17 protein-coding genes are annotated in these 19,186 nt (G+C 37.2%); 11 read left to right on the plus strand and 6 right to left on the minus strand.

The window, feature by feature from the left end; all coding sequences use genetic code 11:
- Positions 1-41 precede the first annotated feature (41 nt).
- From RGQ13_RS05750 to purF, 9 genes are all read left to right on the plus strand, one after another.
- The gene (locus RGQ13_RS05750) at positions 42-1,160 is read left to right on the plus strand and encodes a 4-phosphoerythronate dehydrogenase (protein WP_348392610.1); all 1,119 of its coding nucleotides are present in this window, start codon (positions 42-44) and stop codon (positions 1,158-1,160) included.
- 119 nt (positions 1,161-1,279) lie between these two features.
- On the plus strand, positions 1,280-2,296 hold the full coding sequence (locus RGQ13_RS05755) for an aspartate-semialdehyde dehydrogenase (protein ID WP_348392611.1): 1,017 nt from the start codon (positions 1,280-1,282) through the stop codon (positions 2,294-2,296).
- A 189-nt stretch (positions 2,297-2,485) separates the two neighbouring features.
- Complete coding sequence (locus tag RGQ13_RS05760) at positions 2,486-4,474, plus strand: FimV/HubP family polar landmark protein (RefSeq protein WP_348392612.1); 1,989 nt, start codon at positions 2,486-2,488, stop codon at positions 4,472-4,474.
- A gap of 408 nt (positions 4,475-4,882) precedes the next feature.
- Complete coding sequence (gene truA / locus RGQ13_RS05765; RefSeq protein ID WP_348392613.1) at positions 4,883-5,662, plus strand: tRNA pseudouridine(38-40) synthase TruA; 780 nt, start codon at positions 4,883-4,885, stop codon at positions 5,660-5,662.
- Positions 5,663-5,906: 244 nt separating this feature from the next.
- Positions 5,907-6,770, plus strand: coding sequence for an acetyl-CoA carboxylase, carboxyltransferase subunit beta (accD, locus tag RGQ13_RS05770; protein WP_348392614.1), 864 nt, complete (start codon positions 5,907-5,909; stop codon positions 6,768-6,770).
- 15 nt (positions 6,771-6,785) lie between these two features.
- Positions 6,786-8,048, plus strand: coding sequence for a bifunctional tetrahydrofolate synthase/dihydrofolate synthase (folC, locus tag RGQ13_RS05775; RefSeq protein WP_348392615.1), 1,263 nt, complete (start codon positions 6,786-6,788; stop codon positions 8,046-8,048).
- Between the two features lie 20 nt (positions 8,049-8,068).
- Complete coding sequence (locus tag RGQ13_RS05780) at positions 8,069-8,743, plus strand: SPOR domain-containing protein (protein ID WP_348392616.1); 675 nt, start codon at positions 8,069-8,071, stop codon at positions 8,741-8,743.
- A gap of 90 nt (positions 8,744-8,833) precedes the next feature.
- Positions 8,834-9,316 (plus strand): CvpA family protein, encoded by a 483-nt coding sequence (locus tag RGQ13_RS05785; RefSeq protein WP_348392617.1) that lies wholly within the window; start codon positions 8,834-8,836, stop codon positions 9,314-9,316.
- A 28-nt stretch (positions 9,317-9,344) separates the two neighbouring features.
- The gene (gene purF, locus RGQ13_RS05790; RefSeq protein WP_348392618.1) at positions 9,345-10,862 is read left to right on the plus strand and encodes an amidophosphoribosyltransferase; all 1,518 of its coding nucleotides are present in this window, start codon (positions 9,345-9,347) and stop codon (positions 10,860-10,862) included.
- 360 nt (positions 10,863-11,222) lie between these two features.
- Here purF and RGQ13_RS05795 read toward each other — a convergent pair whose 3' ends face one another.
- The 4 genes from RGQ13_RS05795 to RGQ13_RS05810 form a co-directional block, all read right to left on the minus strand.
- Positions 11,223-11,822, minus strand: coding sequence for a Yip1 family protein (locus RGQ13_RS05795; protein ID WP_348392619.1), 600 nt, complete (start codon positions 11,820-11,822; stop codon positions 11,223-11,225).
- A gap of 431 nt (positions 11,823-12,253) precedes the next feature.
- The gene (locus tag RGQ13_RS05800) at positions 12,254-12,529 is read right to left on the minus strand and encodes a hypothetical protein (RefSeq protein ID WP_348393380.1); all 276 of its coding nucleotides are present in this window, start codon (positions 12,527-12,529) and stop codon (positions 12,254-12,256) included.
- A 131-nt stretch (positions 12,530-12,660) separates the two neighbouring features.
- On the minus strand, positions 12,661-14,028 hold the full coding sequence (locus tag RGQ13_RS05805; RefSeq protein WP_348392620.1) for an aldehyde dehydrogenase family protein: 1,368 nt from the start codon (positions 14,026-14,028) through the stop codon (positions 12,661-12,663).
- A gap of 47 nt (positions 14,029-14,075) precedes the next feature.
- A complete protein-coding gene (locus RGQ13_RS05810; protein ID WP_348392621.1) occupies positions 14,076-14,735 on the minus strand; it encodes a TetR/AcrR family transcriptional regulator in 660 nt (219 codons plus the stop codon).
- Between the two features lie 184 nt (positions 14,736-14,919).
- On the opposite strand from RGQ13_RS05810, the gene miaE reads away from it, so the two are divergent.
- A complete protein-coding gene (gene miaE / locus RGQ13_RS05815) occupies positions 14,920-15,675 on the plus strand; it encodes a tRNA isopentenyl-2-thiomethyl-A-37 hydroxylase MiaE (RefSeq protein ID WP_348392622.1) in 756 nt (251 codons plus the stop codon).
- 160 nt (positions 15,676-15,835) lie between these two features.
- The gene (locus RGQ13_RS05820) at positions 15,836-17,695 is read left to right on the plus strand and encodes a DUF885 domain-containing protein (RefSeq protein WP_348392623.1); all 1,860 of its coding nucleotides are present in this window, start codon (positions 15,836-15,838) and stop codon (positions 17,693-17,695) included.
- A 140-nt stretch (positions 17,696-17,835) separates the two neighbouring features.
- Here the strand turns inward: RGQ13_RS05820 and lpxH are convergent, their stop codons facing one another.
- Positions 17,836-18,564 (minus strand): UDP-2,3-diacylglucosamine diphosphatase, encoded by a 729-nt coding sequence (lpxH, locus tag RGQ13_RS05825; RefSeq protein WP_348392624.1) that lies wholly within the window; start codon positions 18,562-18,564, stop codon positions 17,836-17,838.
- Positions 18,565-19,056 carry a peptidylprolyl isomerase gene (locus RGQ13_RS05830; protein WP_348392625.1) on the minus strand — a complete coding sequence of 164 codons (492 nt, stop codon included), beginning with the start codon at positions 19,054-19,056 and terminating at the stop codon, positions 18,565-18,567.
- Positions 19,057-19,186: the final 130 nt, after the last annotated feature.

The following is a 19,186-nucleotide window of genomic DNA, read 5'->3' on the forward strand; positions in this document are numbered from 1 at the left end:
TTTTCCTAAATAGATAAATTACTAATATCGAGTGAACTAGTTTGAAAATTTTTTACGATGAAAACATCCCTTATGCTAAAGAGTTCTTCAGTGACTTTGGCGAACTTGTACCCTTTGCCGGCAGAGAGTTAAGTGCTGAACAAATCAAAGAGGCTGATGTTTTATTAGTGCGTTCAATTACTAAAGTAAACGAACAATTATTACATTTAAACACCTCATTAAAATTTGTTGGCACAGCAACAATTGGTTTTGACCATGTCGACCAAAATTATTTAAAGCAAAGAGGCGTTGTTTTCACCAATGCTCCAGGTTGTAATGCCATATCAGTTGCCGAATATGTTCTAAGCGCTCTAATGGTTATGGTTGAACGTTTAGATTTTGATTTAAAGACTAAAACAATTGGAATTGTCGGCGCTGGTAATACCGGCACACGGTTGTCTGAAAAGTTAGATGCATTTGGGATTAACTATTTATTATGCGATCCGCTACTAGAAAAAGCAGGTGATAGTCGAACATTTAGCTCGTTGAAAGAGATTCTAGGTTGTGACATTATCTCCTTGCACGTGCCAATAACTCAAAAAGGCGATCACAGAACTTTTCATATGTTTGATGATTTGCTGTTGTCTGAGTTATCTAATCAACAAATATTAATCAATAGCTGCCGCGGTGAAGTTATTAATAATCAAGCGCTGTTGCAATTGAAAAAAAGCCAAAAAGGCCCCCATATTATTTTAGATGTTTGGGAAAATGAACCTAATGTTTTAACTGAATTAATTCCTTATTGTGAAATAACCACTGCACACATTGCTGGTTATAGCTTAGAAGGAAAAGCTCGTGGTACAGAGATGCTATATCAGGCATTATCTAAACTTGTAAATAAACCAATCGAAAAACAGCTAGAGCAATTTTTACCGAAAGCCGAAATTGAGTATGGAAATCAACATTCTCAAAACGAGTTATTTTCTGTAAAACAAAGAGTTTTTGATGTTTATGATGTAAGACGGGATGATAAAATATTCCGGGAACAGCTAAATATTAAATCTTTTGACTATTTACGTAAAAATTACCCTGTTAGAAGAGAGTTTAGTGCGTTAGAATTATCGGTCCAGCAATGCTGGCCAGATACGTTAAAAAACCTTGGCTTTAACGTTAAAGATTAGAAAATAAATTATACCAATTCCATTAATTATTTTAACCAGTAAAAATGAGCAGATAATTAACGGACTTGGTATTAATACCATAACTTAAATTAATCCAGTAAATTGAGTAGAGAAAGAAAATGGCGCAAAAATTTGATGTAGTTGTATTAGGTGCAACGGGCCTAGTGGGTAAGCACATGATGGAAATTCTTGAACAACGAAAGTTTCCAATAAATACCCTTTATCCATTAGCAAGTAGCCGTAGTGCTGGCGAGATTATTGAGTTTAACGGCCAAAGTGTTGAAGTACTTGATGCTGACACATTTGATTTCACCCAAGCTCAAATCGGATTTTTCTCTGCGGGTGGCGCAACGTCTGCTAAATTTGCGCCTATTGCTGCTGATGCAGGCTGTATTGTTATTGATAATACCTCTGAGTATCGCTATGACCCAGAAATCCCTTTAGTGGTTCCAGAAGTTAACCCTGAAGCATTAGCTGATTACCGCAACCGCAACATTATTGCTAACCCTAACTGTTCAACAATTCAAATGATGGTTGCACTTAAACCTATATATGACGCCGTAGGTATTGACCGTATTAATGTAAGTACTTACCAATCTGTTTCTGGTGCAGGTAAAGTAGCAATTGAAGAGTTAGCAAAACAATGTGCTGATTTATTATCTGGCAAGCCAGTAAAGGTAGAAGCGTTTTCTCGTCAAATAGCGTTTAACTCTATTCCACAAATTGATTCGTTTGAAGATAACGGTTATACCCGTGAAGAAATGAAGATGGTCTGGGAAACTAAAAAAATACTTGGCGATGAAAGCATTTTAGTTAACCCGACTGCGGTTCGAGTTCCTTCGTTCTATGGACATGGTGAAGCGTTGCATATAGAAACTACGCAGCAAACATCTGCCGAAGAAGTTAAAGAGTTACTTGCACAAGCTCCTGGTATTGTACTTGCAGCTAAGGATGAAGACTTCCCAACTCAAGTGAGTGATGCTAGCGGCAATGATGAAGTATTTATTGGCCGTGTACGTGAAGATATTTCACATCCCAATGGTATTAACATGTGGATTGTTGCTGATAATGTTCGTAAAGGCGCTGCAACAAACAGTATTCAAATTGCTGAGCTATTAATTAAAGATTACTTATAAGCTATATAATTTTTATACCAATAAACTGCTTTAAATAAACCAGAAATTGACTCGGAAAATATTAATAGGATCCGCGTTATTTCTGGTTTATAGTATCTTATTAAGTTACTAAAAAATATAAGCAAAAGAGATTCTAGACCCTCTTTGCTGTCATATATAAAATTGCCGCAGAATAGGACGGATCTTTTCATGGCTGATAATAACAATAAGTCGTTATTTAAAACGATAAAACAATCAATTAGTGTTGCGCTCATTTTAGTAACATCTTTTCATGCTGTAGCTCAAGATGAAGCATCATCTGTGGCGGAAACTAATCAAACAGTATTGAACAAACCCATCGATAATGACGTTTCAACTTCTAGCTCAACTATCACTGGTAGTGAAATTACTAGCTCTATAAGCCCAAGCTTCGATGAAGATAATAAAGCCTCATATGGGCCAATTATTAACACTGATACATTATGGAAAATTGCTGTTGCACATCGTCCGGATAGTACAGTATCTAATTACCAAGTGATGATGGCATTATTTAATACCAACCCTAATGCCTTTTTACGTAATGATATTAATACTTTGGTTGCAGGACAGTTTCTACGTATTCCGACTCTTGAAGAAATTCGCCAAGTTGCGCCATACCCTTATGGTAATACTAAAACTGTAGAAACCGTTGATACCACGGATACTGAATTAGCTTCAGCAGCTTCTACTGAATCGCCTATAGAGGTTGCTAATGAAGCAGTTACTGCTAGCGAACAAGTTGTTAAAAATATTACTGTTGAAGAAAACACTGTCTCTAATGATATTGAGGTAGTTTCTGTAAGCACAGTTACGAGTTTTGAAATTATTGAAGAAGAAGCCGTTGAAACATTAAAAGCAGAAAATAGTGAGCTTAAAGAAAGTTTAAATGCCGTTGATGATCAACTGTCTTATTTACAATATGAGGTTGCTAAAGCAACTGAAATGCAAGCGCAAATGGATGCTAAACTAGCAGAGCAAAATGCGCTGTTAAAAGAAGCAAAAATGCGAGAGCAGAAGCTATTAACCCAACAACGTGAATTGACAGAACATCAACAAGGATTCTTTAATAATCCAATAACATATTGGTCAATTAACGGCTTGTTAGCAATATTAGTGATTATTTTGTTTGTGTTAGTGTCTCGTCGCAAAAAAATGGAAGAAACAGTAAACAATACTGTTGATGACAAAGCTAATAACGAATCTAAAGCAGTAGAAAAATCAGCTGTTAGCGTAGAAGAAAGTATAAAAGAGCCAATTGATGAAAATGCCGAAGTTACAACTGTCGGTATTGAAGAGTTTGAACAAATTGATGTCTCACAACCAAGTACTAATCTTCATATTGTTGAAACAATTGAACCACCTTCTGAAAATGAACATGTTGTTACTGCTTTTTCTGAGATAGAATTAACTCCTGAAAAACATGATCATGAACTTGAAATTTTAGATGATAAAGATTTATTGGCTAAGCTTGTACCCGGTGGAGTACAAGACAATCGTGATGAAGATAATGTAAAAATTCAAGCTACTGAAGATGATTTAGATATTGAACAAATCATAGACGACATGCTCGATGAAGAATCAAAACCCGCAAAACTTCGTTCAGCCAGAGCGCCGTTAGAAGAGCTTGTTACTTCAGATGAGCTTAATGAAGAAGACTTAGAAATAAATCGCTCAGAAGTGCATGAAATAAACGACTTTGATGATATAGAGTTTGATAAGCTATTAGCTGAAATTTCAGCTGAATCAGAGCATATAAAGCCGCCGAGCAATGTTACACAATTGCGAAGAACCACTGAAATTAAAGCGCATGCAATACAAGATGTTGTTGAATCAGTTAAACCAGAGAAAATAGATCAAGACTTTATTGGTGTTGATGCATTACTTGAAGAATCTGCGTTAGCTGAGGAATTAGATGAAAGCATTTTTGACCAGCATAAAATTGATGTAGGGTTAGATGAATTTCCAGAATTTACCTCACAAGTAAATCACGTTAATGTGGATGATGATAAGCATGGTGTTAATGCTAAATTAGATTTAGCTCAGGTTTATATCGAAATAGGTGACTTAGATAATGCTGCTGTCATTTTAAAAAGTGTGATGAAACTTGGTAATTCCGGACAACAACAGCAAGCACAAGACTTATTGTATTCAATAAAATAAGAGCAATATTTCTCTAACGATGAATACCGGCAATTGCCGGTATTTTTACATCAGGGACGATGGAATGCCGGCTTGCCAAGGATGGCAGTGAAGTTGGCTCACATCAGGGACGATGGAATGCCGGCTTGCCAAGGATGGCAATGAAGTCGGCTCATATCAGGGACGATGGAATGCCGGCTTGCCAAGGATGGCAGTGAAGTCGGCTCACATCAGGGACGATGGAATGTCGGCTTGCCAGGGACGGCAATGAAGTTGGCTCACATCAGGGATGGTGAAACATCAATTTGCCATGGATACAAATGAAGTAACTCCTCTTCTAGATTGCTATTAGCTTTGCCGTACAAAATAGACGATAATAGCGAAAATTTTACATAGGCTTACTTAAGTGAGTTAAAAGGTTAGCAATAGATGCGAATCGCATTAGGCATTGAATATGATGGTAGCAATTATTGTGGTTGGCAACGCCAAAACCATGTTGCAAGTGTTCAAGAAAAATTAGAAAAAGCAATATCTGTAGTTGTTAATCAACCAACTGAGATTGTTTGTGCTGGTCGCACCGATACCGGCGTACATGGAACAGGGCAGGTGGTACATTTTGACTCTCCTGTTGATCGAGGAGATCGTGCCTGGACGTTAGGGGTGAACACAAATTTACCAAAAGATATTTCAGTAAAGTGGAGTCAAAGTGTTACTGAAGACTTTCACGCTAGATTTAGTGCTACAGCAAGGCGTTATAAATACATAATTTATAATGGCACAAAACGGCCAGCTATTTTTCATAAAGGTTTAAGCCATTGTCATGATCATTTAGACGCAACTTTGATGCACCAAGCTGCCCAACACTTAGTTGGCAAACATGACTTTACCTCGTACCGTACTGTGCATTGTCAATCTCATTCTCCAGTCAGAACTATTATCCATTGTAATGTATTTCGCCAAGGTGAATATGTTGTTATCGATATAAAGGCCAATGCATTTTTACATCATATGGTAAGAAATATTGCAGGCAGTTTAATGCGTGTAGGCCGAAAAATTGAAACTGTTGAGTGGATTGATGAAGTACTGGCACATAAAAATAGATGTAAAGCTGGTATGACTGCACCATCGGGTGGCTTGTATTTTATTGAAGTTGATTATCCTGAGCAGTTTAATATTCCACAGACTGAAAACGGTCCATTATTTTTATAAATTACTTGGCTATTGCCTAAAAGTTAGGCAAAAGTCTGGATTTTAAGGTAAAATACGACAAGACAGACCAGTTTTTACTATAAATCAATAGGTGATTTATGGTTAAATTGGCGCTAATTTATTTTATAAGTTTATTGATCTGATAATTTCATGTTTGATAAACAAAAAAGTTAATATTTCAGTGGCAAAATGAGTTCATTTTAGCGGCTGAAAATAATTACCAATATAAAGGTATACTCAAATTATGAGCTGGATTGAAAAGATTCTACCAAAACCGAAAACATCGTCTTCTAGTAAGCGTAATATCCCTGAAGGTGTTTGGAGTAAATGTAATTCTTGTGGAGCTGTTTTATATACGGCTGAGTTAGAACGCCAATTAGGTGTTTGTCCTAAATGTGACCATCATATGCGTCTTACTGCGCGTAAACGTTTAGAGTCATTCTTAGATCAAGGCGAAAAAACCGAATTAGGTAAAGAATTAGAGCCACAAGATAAACTTAAATTCAAAGATTCAAAACGTTATAAAGACCGTCTAGCTGCTGCGCAAAAAGCAACTGGTGAAAAAGATGCTTTAGTTGCACTTCGTGGTGAACTTGCTGGTATGCCGGTTGTTACTGTAGCATTTGAGTTTTCTTTCTTAGGTGGTTCAATGGCATCTGTTGTGGGTGCTAGGTTTGTTAAAGCTGCGGAAGAATGTTTAAAACATGACTTACCTTTAATATGTTTCTCAGCCAGTGGTGGCGCTCGTATGCAAGAAGCCCTAATTTCTTTAATGCAAATGGCAAAAACCAGTGCAGCATTAGCAAAAATGAGCGAAAAAGGCTTACCTTTTGTTTCTGTATTAACTGACCCTACAATGGGCGGTGTATCGGCTAGTTTAGCTATGTTGGGTGATATTAACGTTGGCGAGCCAAAGGCACTAATTGGTTTTGCTGGTCCTCGAGTTATTGAACAAACTGTTCGCGAAACATTACCGGAAGGGTTCCAACGCTCTGAATTCTTACTCGATCATGGTGCTATCGATATGATTGTCGATCGTCGTCAAATGCGTTCTACCCTGGCTAGAATGATCGCCAAATTTATGGGTCATCCCGAACCAACTATTTAATTTATAAGATTTTTTATGAATCTACAAAACAGCCACTTGAAGCTAGCCAGCCTAGATGAGTGGCTTTTTTATTTGGAGTCTATTCATCCAACTGAAATAGATATGGGCTTAACCCGTATTAGGAAAGTTGTTCAACGATTGAATATTTCTTTGAGTGCATCAAAAATAATTACCGTTTCAGGTACTAATGGCAAAGGTACAACTTGTGCTTTTATAGAAAATGCACTGCAAAGTGAAGGGCACAGCGTTGCTGTATACAGCTCGCCCCATATTGAAAAATTTAATGAGCGCTTACGCATCAATAACGTTCTTGTTGATGATAAAAGTTTAATAGCAGCATTTAATCGAATAGAACAAACTCGTCAAGAAATATCATTAACCTATTATGAATACACCACACTTGCTGCACTTTTAATTGCTGAACAAGTAAAACCGGAATACTTAATTTTAGAAGTCGGCTTAGGAGGTAGACTTGATGCTACTAATGTTATTGATACCGATGTAGCGGTGATAACCAGCATAGATTTAGATCATCAAGCGTTCTTAGGAGACACCAGAGAAGCCATAGGCTATGAAAAAGTCGGTATAGCCAGAGGTAATACCCCACTTGTTATTGGCGATTTAGACATACCTTTGAGTGTCAAAAATTATTGTAACGAAATAGGGTGTTTAACAAAAATTCGAAATAAAGACTTTCATCTATTTAGTGAAGGTTTAGCCAATGCGTGGCAGTGGCAATCTGAAGATACTTTGCTCAAAAATTTACCTGTGCCATTTATCCCCCGTGACAATGTTGCTACCGCTTTAATGGTGCTATCTGAATTAGGTATTGATCTTAACTCAAAGCAAGTTTCTCACTGGATTAATACGACAAAACTTGCAGGCAGAACTGAGATTGTAAAATCAGAACCTTTAGTTGTATTAGATGTTGGTCACAATCCACATGCAGCTCGCTATTTAAATAAATTTGTTAAAGCAAATCAACAGGGTAAAGTCCATGCCATAACTGCTATGTTAAACGATAAAGACATTCAAGGTACCTTGTCTGAAATGTTTGATTGTGTTGATTTTTGGTACGTATCTAGTTTGTCGGTTCCTAGAGGTGCAAAGCAAGAAAAATTGAGTCAAATCCTTAAAGATGCCAATATTAATTGTAATAGCTTTGACAATGTTGTTGATGCCTATAGAATAGCGTTAGCTAATGCGAATAATAATGACATGATTCTAATTTTTGGTTCGTTTTTTACTGTAGCCAAAATTAAAAAATCAGAGTTTTAAATAAGATTTAAGGAGCCGTTTTGTCGACGCCGTTTCAAAACCGAATTGTAGGGACTATCATAATTGCCGCCGCTGCAATCATATTTTTACCAGATGTGTTTGATGGAGAAAAACAAGCTTATCAAGCGCAGTTTGAAGCTGTACCTGAAGGAGCTAAACCGGTTAAAAAAATTGACATTAAAGCATTTCCTGATGAATCGTTTTCAGCATTGAATAAAACTCAGCCATTAGCTAAGGATACCGCTCTTGATGATAGCCTTAAGCAGGCAAATGATAACGAGCAAAAAACATCTAGCTCAGCAGATGAACTACAAATAAAAGCGCCGATAAAACAAGCAAGTACCACGGTTGCAGCTAAACCTTTGGATAAACCAAAGAGCAAAACTGAAACTGCTGCAACTGGTAAACCTAAGGTTATTAACGTTACTCCCCCAACAGTTAAAAAGACACAGGCCTATGTTATTCAGCTTGGTAGCTTTAAACACAAGAAAAATGTTGCGCAATTAGTTAAAAAGCTAAAATCTGCCGGATATACGGTATTTACTAAACCAATTAAAACCTCAGCTGGTAATTTAACTAAAGTATTTATCGGCCCAGAGATTAATAAAGCATCATTACAAGCTAAGTTACCGAAACTTAAACAGTTAAGTGGTGTACAAGGACGAATTGCAGTTTATCAACCGATCGACAAGTAATGTCTATTGTTAGATAAAGCAATAAATCAGTAGTAACTAAAGCGGTGATTCTGATAGAATGCGCCGCAACAAAAGTAGGAAAACTTGCATATGATTTGGATCGATTATGCCATCCTAATAATAATAGGCATATCAACACTGATCAGTTTAATCAGGGGCTTTGTAAAAGAGGCCGTGTCATTAATTGTTTGGGTGTCTGCTTTTTTTGTAGCGAGTACTTTTTATCAAGACTTAGCTGCATATTTAACGAATATAAACGACCCGATGTTTAGAAATGCAGCGGCAATCGCAATATTATTCGTAATAACTTTAATTTTAGGTGCGGTGATCAATTATTTGATTGGGCAACTAGTAACAAAAACTGGATTGTCTGGTACTGACCGAGTTCTTGGATTGGCATTTGGAGCATTAAGAGGGGCCTTAGTTGTAAGTGCCGTACTCTTTTTCATGGATGTATTTACTCCAGCACCAGAAAGTACTTGGTGGCAACAGGCAGTTTTAATCCCCGAATTTAGGGTAGTAATTGAGTGGTTTTTTGATTACATCAAAACTACGTCAAGCTTTCTAACTTAATTCAATATTTCTTGCGGAGAGAAGATTCATGTGCGGTATTGTTGGCATAGTAGGTACATCACCGGTAAGTCAAGCTCTATATGATGGTTTAACTGTAATTCAACATCGTGGCCAAGACGCCGCTGGTATTGTTACAATCAGTGATAACAAATTTAGATTAAGAAAAGGCAATGGTCTTGTAAAAGATGTTTTTCATACAAGGCATATGGTAAGACTTCAAGGCGATATAGGTATAGGGCATGTCCGCTATCCTACCGCTGGAACATCTAGCTCTTCTGAAGCTCAACCATTTTTTTCAAACTCTCCTTACGGTATTTCTTTAGCCCATAATGGTAACTTGACCAATGCTGAAGAACTAGCTGACTGGTTATACAATAATGCACGCCGTCACGTAAATACAACATCAGATTCAGAGTTGTTGCTCAATGTATTCGCTCACGAATTGCAAAAATCTGACAGTTTAGACCTTACTCCTGATGATATATTCAAAGCGGTAAGTAATGTACATCGTCATGTACGTGGCGCATACGCAACCGTTGCATTGATCGTTGGTCATGGCTTAGTTGCATTTCGTGACCCTCATGGTATTCGTCCATTGGCTTTTGGCAAACGTGAAACTGAAAAAGGCACTGAATATATGGTGGCGTCAGAATCTGTGGCATTAGATGCTTGTGATTTTGAATTTATTCGCGATGTTGCACCGGGTGAGGCTATTTACATTACAGAAGATGGTCAATTATTCAGCCAACAGTGTGCGCAAAACCCTGCTTATAACCCGTGTTTATTTGAATTTGTATACTTTGCACGCCCTGATTCTACAATGGATAAAATGTCTGTTTACGGCTCTCGTGTTGAAATGGGTACTGCTTTAGGTAAGAAAATATCTCGTGAGTGGGAAGATTATCAAATTGATGTTGTTATTCCAATTCCTGAAACGTCATGTGATATCGCTTTACAAATTGCTCATGAGCTAAATATTCCATATCGCCAAGGCTTTGTAAAAAACAGATATGTTGGTCGTACGTTTATTATGCCTGGTCAAGCTGAGCGTAAAAAATCAGTTAGACGTAAATTAAATGCCATTGGCGCCGAGTTTAAAGGTAAAAATGTTCTACTGGTTGATGACTCAATTGTACGTGGAACTACTTCAGAGCAAATTATAGATATGGCTCGTAAAGCAGGTGCAAAGAAAGTTTATTTTGCCTCAGCTGCGCCAGAAGTACGTTTCCCTAACGTATATGGTATTGATATGCCAAGTGCAAATGAACTTATTGCTCACGGCCGTGAAAATGAAGACATCTGTGAATTAATTGGTGCTGATAAGCTAATCTTCCAAGATTTAGAAGACTTGATCAGTGCCGTTGGCAAAGGTAATAAAGACATTAAAGAATTTGAAGCATCTGTTTTTAGTGGCCATTATATTACCAAAGATATTGATCATGATTATCTTGAACAGCTTGATGCTATGCGTAACAATGAAAATAAAGAAGGATCAGATAAAGAAGCTGATTCTATTTTAGATCTGCATAACGAAGGTGCTGAGTAGCTTATCACTTCAGATTAAAGGTTTATAAAGGCTGCTTCTGCAGCCTTTTTTACGTTTGGTTGGACTTAACTTGGTTGGCGTGAATTTATTCGCGCGTTATGGCGCAGCCACTTCCTCTTCGAGGATAACGTCCGAATAAATTCGGACCAACCAGAACTGGGGTCAGAGCAAAACCTTATTCAAACATAATAGGTTTTGGTCTGACCCCGTGTATCTGCACTTGCTAGCTCTATATGGTTGGCGGGACTTTAATCTCGCAAAAACAAAAAATTGCTCCTGCATTTTTGTCATATGGGCCATCCATGGCCCAAAAAAAGGCGCTAAAAAGCGCCTTTTGTTGTAATTATATAAAGGTTAAAGTTAACCCATAAACTCAGGTCCAAAGCCTAAAGTCCAGAACATCGCTGTAGCGACTAAGATAGATACAAGTAAAACTAATCCTACCGTTACAACTGAACTTGCATAGATAAAGCCTTTCTCTTCAGGAATATGCATCATAATTGGTACACCTGAATACAGCAGGTAAACCGAATAAGCTATTGCTACCATACCGGCTAAAGCAACAAACCATAATACAGGGTACAAAGCGGCCAAACCGACCATTAACACTGGTGTTGCAGCGTATGCCGCTAACTCTAATGCTTGAGTAAAGTTTGGTGTGGCATCAAATGTTTTCGCCATCCATTGAATTAAATACGCTAATAAGAATACTCCAGCGATAATCGCTGCGTACATACCACTAGCTAACATTAAAGCACTAGATTCGGTGATTTTAACTGGATCGCCTGCGCCAATACTCCAACCGATATGTGCTGCGGCATAATAGCCACAAATAGATGGAATTAAAGCTACGAGAAGGACATGAGTTAATCCGTAAAGCATATTTTCATGCTTGGTATCAATATCATTCCATTCTTCTTTTGGATGGGTATATAAGCCCCAAATGTGATTTAATATCATTTATAACTTCCTCTTTGGCTATCCCCATATTCAAGAAAATGTCATTATTCTTACATTTCTTGAACAACTTCTGAGCAGATACTCTTTGTTTATATTGTAATTTTATTCATCTGCTTATATTAGTTATGTAGTATGTTGAACAATTCGTCAAGACCTGATTGATAAACAACCATAAAAAAGAGCAAATTTGTGATAAATAACTGATTTTGGTTGTCCTGAATTCATTTCAGGATCATTATTTAGGTGTGAATGACTTTTGTACGAAATAGATACTTTTGACTATCCTGAATTTATTCTCGTGTATTGGTAATGTAGTTTCGAATACGCGTTGCTCTGGATATGTAGCTTCGCTACTTCGAATACGCTACGCTTCGATAACTACTTCGTGATTCGGAATGGAATGTATTCGTAATTCGTTACTTAGTTAAGAGTTAACTTTGTTTCAATCTCACAACTTTCATTGTTTCAAACTCTAATCCCGCAATGATATTTATCTCACGATAATAGGTTAGATTAACTTGTGTGTCTTTTAGCGACTTATATGGCTGCTTGCGTTTATATTTAAATGGCACATCTATGCCTTCAAGCATCAAAGTATTTATGTACCAATCATCTTCTTTGCGTTGTACATGAGATAGAACTTTTAAGCCTTCGCTATGTATTAAATCTTCATGATTTGCCAATAGTTTCTTTACATCTTTACTCATGATCATCTTAGTATTGAAATGTGAAAACCTAATTATAGCAAAGGCAAGTTATAGTGTTGCTATAACTTGCCTTTAATTGGGATGAATAGATACTGATATCAAATCAGGTTAAATCATTATCTAGGTATTGCTTATCTAATTTTGCGTAATAGTTTAAATTTCAAATTAGTATAAGGAGCAAAGCGTACCGGAAGGTCTTTTAAAAATGGGCGCTTAAGTACTGACTTTAAATGACTAAAATTATCAAAACCACTTTTACCGCTGTATTGACCCATGCCACTTGGACCTGTACCACCAAATGGTAAGTCAGGTACTGCATTAAACATAATTACATCATTCACACATTGGCTGCCAGAGCTAATGGTATTAACCCAATCTTTTTGCTGAGTTTTGTCTTTTGTAAAAATATAAGCCGCGAGAGGTTTTTCTCTAGCTACTACTAATTCCTTGGCAGCAAGATAATTATCAATGGTAATAATTGGGAAGATAGGTCCAAATATTTCTTCGGACATCAATTTTGAATCTAACTCTGGGTTAACTACAATTGTTGGCTCAAAATATTTCTTTTCGATATCAAAGCTCCCACCATGGACTACTTCGCCACTATCAAGATAAGTTGAAAGTCTTTCAGTATGACGTTGATTAACAATGCGTCCGTAGCTGTCACTAGTTGCTGGGTCTTGAGAAAACATTTCGCTAATTTGATCTTTTAATGCATTAACTAATGGCTCAACAAGTTCCTTGCTGGTAAGGATATAATCAGGTGCAATACAGGTTTGACCCGCATTCATCCATTTGCCCCAAGCGAGTCGCTGAGCAGCAATATTCATATCTGCGCTTTTATCAAAATAAACAGGGCTTTTGCCACCAAGTTCTAAAGTCACGGGGGTTAAATGCTTAGCCGCGGCCGTCATTACTATTCGTGCAACTGCGCCATTACCGGTATACATAATATGATCAAAAGGTAATTCTAATAGAGCTGTGGTTTCTGGAATTGCTCCTTCTACGACCGAAAAAGCATTTGTATCTAAATATTTAGGAACTAATTCTGCTATTACAGCTGATACCGCAGGGGCCAGATCTGAAGGTTTAATAACTGCACAATTACCGGCAGCAATAACCGCAACCAATGGCGCAAAAATTAATTGCACAGGATAATTCCAAGCCCCCATTACCAATACTGAGCCTAAAGGCTCTGGTTGAATAAATGATTTACCTGGAAATGCCACAATTGGGGTTTTAACTTTGCGAGGTTTTGACCATTTTTTAAGATGTTTTAACACGTGATCGACATCACCGGTTATGTACGATAACTCGGTAGTCCAAGCTTCTTGAGCAGGTTTGTTTAGATCAGCTTCTAATGCGTTTAATAAGGCGGTTTCGTTTTCAATAACAAGTTGTTTAACTTGTTTTAACTGCTCAACTCGCCAAGAAATATCTCGGGTTGCATTACTATTGAAAAATTCTTTTTGTTGTTTTAATAAATTTTTATAATCCAAAACGTTCTCTATATTATCTCAAAGCTTTATTGTTATTATGTACTAATTTATTGCCGCTTTAAACCCATTACCCAGCTAATTTGACGTCTTATAAGCTTATGTAATTCATCAAAATCGACATCAGCCTTAGGTGTGGCTAAATACTTATATTGCAGACGAGTAATAGCTATAAGCATTAATTCGCCGTCTATTTCAGGGTCTACTTTATTAAAAAAAGAAGCAAATTTTGTAAATGGTATTAACAAAGCGCTTATGTGCTCATCGGCTAAATCTTTCAACTCTTCTGAATAAAGCATTTCAGTAAAAAACACCTGTTCAACGGCCAATGTTGTTGGATTACTAATGATATTTCTATACATGTGATCGGCTGCAACTATGCTTAATTCTTTGCAAACTGCTTCTTTAACTGAAACTTTACGTAAAGTTACTGCATCGAAACTTTTTAACAGAGTAAACACTTGGCGCCATTCATCTTGGGTAGAATTTAGAATGATATCAGAGCTCAAGGTTATAGCTTCTCTAACTAATTCTTTTATGTCTTTAAAATAATAAGTCGTTAAAGATAGTTGTGTGTTTGCTTTAGCTGCAACAGCTCTATGCGTGGTACCTTTAATACCAGATTCAGCAATTATTTCTATAGCCGCGTGCAATATTTTTAAGCGGGTCTTTTCACCTTTAGATCTTCGATTTACTTGTACTGTTGACATATAATCCTAGCTTTAATTTATCGCTTTGTGTGGGGGGAAAAGCTTAATGAAAATTATGCCATTAACTTAAATGCTACAGATCAAATAAGCAAATTTTTTTTGAATATAATTATTTCAATAAATTTCCTCGTTTCTCTATCATTCCAATATGATAAACTGCGCAAAACAGAAATAGAGATTAAACATGCACTCAAAATTATTGGCTCCAATACACTCTTTTTTACAGTGCGAAACCCCCCAAGTGTGGATCGAAAAAGCTAAACAACCTGAAAACTTACAACTACTGTTAACCGATCATTTAATTTGTGAGTTAAAAGCTGCGCAAACCGCTATGTGGTTAATCCGCAAGTATGCGGTCGATAAAGAAAGTGGTGCTGCTTTACTCGCTTGGCTTGCTCCATTTGAGCAATATATCTATAAAAAAACAGGCAGTCTGGCTGAGTTAGCTAAAGCCAATAAACTGTCTAAAACTATTGTTGCTAAAAGTAATTCTAATTACGGCCAAGATTTAATTGATAAAATGGTGTTGTTAATTAAAGAAGAAATTCATCACTTTTATCAAGTGCTAGAAATAATGACCAACCGTAACATTCCTTATAACAATATAAGTGCAGGTCGTTATGCGAAAGGCATGATGAAACATGTTAAAACCCATGAGCCAGAAACATTAATTGATAAATTAATCTGTGGAGCCTACATTGAAGCGCGTTCTTGTGAGCGTTTTGCCAAACTTGCGCCGCATTTAGATGATGAACTTAATAAGTTTTATGTGTCTCTCCTTCGCTCAGAAGCTCGCCATTATCAAGACTACCTTGCTTTAGCTGAGCAAATTGCAGGTAAGGATATTTCCGAGCGGGTCAAATATTTTGGAGAAGTTGAAGCGAAGTTAATCGCATCAGAAGATGAAGATTTTAAATTTCATAGTGGCGCTCCTATATAATAACTTTTATGTAAAGTTAGATATTAAGCATAAGATGTAAATGAAATGTTACATCTTATTGATGCACACTTGTTGCTTTATCTAATAACCTGTCTATTATTTTTAAGTGTTTTTGCCTTTCTGGCAGTCATAATAATAAAAATAGTAGGGAAGTTAACCAATGAAAAAATTTATTCCATTACTTGGGATCACCGTTCTCTTAGGTGCATGCCAACCCACCTCAACTTCAGTTGAAGCCGAATCAACCACAACTAGTGTCGCTCAAGTAGAGAAAAATCAACAAACAGAAACTGAACGCTTAAACGATTGGTTTGCTGCAAAGTATGAAGAACAATTACAAATGAGTCCTATTTGGATGACTTTTTTGGGTCGCAAAGAAAAATATGACCAAATTGACGACATGAGTGAAGCTGAAGAAAAACGCCAATTAGAATGGCAGGGTGGCAATGTTGCCGAATTAAAGAAAAGTTTTGATTACAATTTACTTACTGATGAAGCAAAACTTTCATACGACATTTGGGTTTACCAATATGAGCGAGACTTAGAAGGCGAAAAGTTTAGAGACAATGGTTATGTGTTTACTCAAATGCAAGGTATTCAGGCTTTTGCTGCACAGTTTTTGATAAGCTTTCATAAAGTTGATAGCGAAGCTGATATGCATGCTTACAATAAGCGTATAGCTGGCATTTCTACGGCTATTAGCACTTTGCTAGTAAGAGCTCAACAACGTGCTGAAAAAGGCGTTAGACCACCAAGGTTTGCTTATGAAGGTGTGATCGAACAAGCTCAAAATCTAATTAGCGGCGCGCCATTTGATAAGCAAAACCAGGACTCAGCTCTTTGGGCTGACGCTAATCGAAAAGTAACCGCCTTATTAGACGCAAAAACGATTGATCAAGCGACAGCTGATACATTATTAGCTGATAGTAAACAAGCTCTGCTTGATAACTTCTTGCCAAGTTATCAAGCATTAGTTGCTTGGTTTAAAGAAGATATTAGCAACACAGATGAAATTGCTACTGGTGTTGGTAAACAGCCAAATGGTGAAGCGTTTTATAATTTCCGTTTAAAATCGAATACCACTACAGCATTAACGGCTGATGAAATACATCAAATTGGTTTATCTGAAGTTGCCCGTTTAACCGCTGAAATGGAAACGATTAAAACTAAAGTTGGCTTTACTGGCAGTTTACAAGAATTTTTCAAGCATGTAGATAAGGGCGATCAGTTTTACTACCCTAATACCGACGAAGGTAGACAAGGTTACATTACTGATACCGAAACTTATTTAGCATTTATTAATGAGCAATTGCCTAAATATTTCGGAATTTTACCAAAAGCCGACCTTGTGGTTAAACGCGTAGAAGCTTTTAGAGAACAAGACGGTGCTGCACAACATTATAATGCCGGTACACCTGATGGCTCTCGTCCGGGCGTTTATTACGCGCATTTATCTGATATGAGTGCAATGCCAAAAAATGAGATGGAGGCTATTGCATATCACGAAGGTAATCCTGGACATCATATGCAAATATCTATTGCCCAAGAGCTGACTTCAGTTCCTGAGTTTAGAACTCAAGCTGGCTTTACTGCATACAGCGAAGGGTGGGGGTTATACTCTGAACTATTGGCTAAAGAAATGGGTGCTTATCAAGATGATTATTCTGACTTTGGTCGCTTAGTTACTGAAATATGGCGAGCGGTACGTTTAGTTGTTGATACTGGTTTGCATTCTAAAGGTTGGACCGAAGATGAAGCTATTGCTTACTTTAAATCTAAAACTCCAGTACCAGAAGAAGCGGTAGTATCAGAAGTTCGACGCTACATTGTTTGGCCTGGCCAAGCGACTGCTTATAAAATTGGTATGCTGAAAATTCTAGAACTTAGAAAAAGTGCCAAAACAGAACTAGGTGACAAGTTTGATATTCGCGGTTTCCACGACACTGTTTTAGGTGGTGGTGCTATGCCTCTCGATTTATTAGAGCGTAGAGTGAATACTTGGATAGCAAGTCAAAAATGACATAGTTATCTCTTACTACGTCATGCCCGGCTCGTTCGGGTATACGGCAATTTAGATATTAACACTCAAAAAGAGCGGCATTAGCCGCTCTTTTTTCCGTTATTATGTTCCACCATGAAATAGGCTTACACTTTTAGAATTTATTCGAACGTTTGATTTAACAATTCAAATCCATTTTCGGTCACTTTTAAGTATGAGCCTTGCTCGTACCAATCACCAAGAACAATGCGCTGGGCATCTTTACCGTTGGCACTGAGTTGGTGTACGTCTGGGCGATGAGTATGACCATGGATCATTAACTGAGAGTTATACTGTTCTAAGGTTTTAACCACCTCAATAGGAGTAACATCCATGATCTCTTGTGGTTTATGATTTTCAGGGCGCATTGCAACTTTTGCTCGATATTTTCGAGCCATGTTTTTACGCGTTGATAACGGTAAACACCGCACGATGGTTTGCCACCACCATGAACGAGATTTTTTTCTAAATTTCATATATTCAAGGTCATTAGTGCAAAGCGAGTCGCCATGCATAATCACGGCTTTTGTGCCGTATAAATCGATAACCTGAATATCGGGTAATAACGTCATTCCGGCCTTTTTCGCGTATTTTTTACCTAGTAAGAAGTCGCGATTACCAACAATGAAAAATAGGTCTGTGCCGTTAGCGCTTAATACTTTTAATTGCGCAGCAATATCAAGGACAAATTTGTCGTCATCGTCATCACCAACCCAAAACTCAAAAAAGTCGCCTAGAATATAAAGCTTTTCAGCTTTTGGTGCCTCATTACGCAAAAAACTCAGAAAGCAATCGGTTATATCCTCTCGCTCCTGAGTTAAATGTAAATCAGCAATAAAGTAAGTGAGCAATTATGCTACCTCAACAGACTCTATAATAATGTCTTCTACAGGTACGTCATCGTGGTGACCATTTCGACCTGTTGCCGCTAAAGTCATTTTATCAACAACATCCATACCATCAACAACATTAGCAAATACACAGTATCCCCAACCTTGAACAGACTCGTTTTTAAAGTCTAAGAACGTGTTATCAACTAAGTTAATAAAAAACTGTGCTGACGCTGAATGAGGGTCTTGAGTACGAGCCATTGCTAAAGAACCACGAGAGTTACTTAAGCCATTATTTGCTTCGTTATCAATAGCACCACGAGTTGATTTTTCACTCATGCCAGATTCAAAACCACCACCTTGCGCCATAAAACCTTTAATTACGCGATGAAAAATAGTGCCATTGTAAAAACCATCTTCACAGTATTGTTTAAAGTTAGCGGCAGTTTTAGGAGCATTATCAAAGTCTAATTCGATTTTAATATCGCCTAAATTTGTTTTAAATGTGATCATCTCTTGTTTCCTATGTTAGTTGCCATTTGGCATTTATGCCCTGAATTGTAACCCAGTGAGAAATTCTGTAAAGGACAAAAGAATGAAGAATCAATAAACTAGCGCTAAAAATAGAACATATGCAGTAAAT

Source organism: Thalassotalea psychrophila (assembly GCF_031583595.1).
GTDB lineage: Bacteria > Pseudomonadota > Gammaproteobacteria > Enterobacterales > Alteromonadaceae > Thalassotalea_A > Thalassotalea_A psychrophila.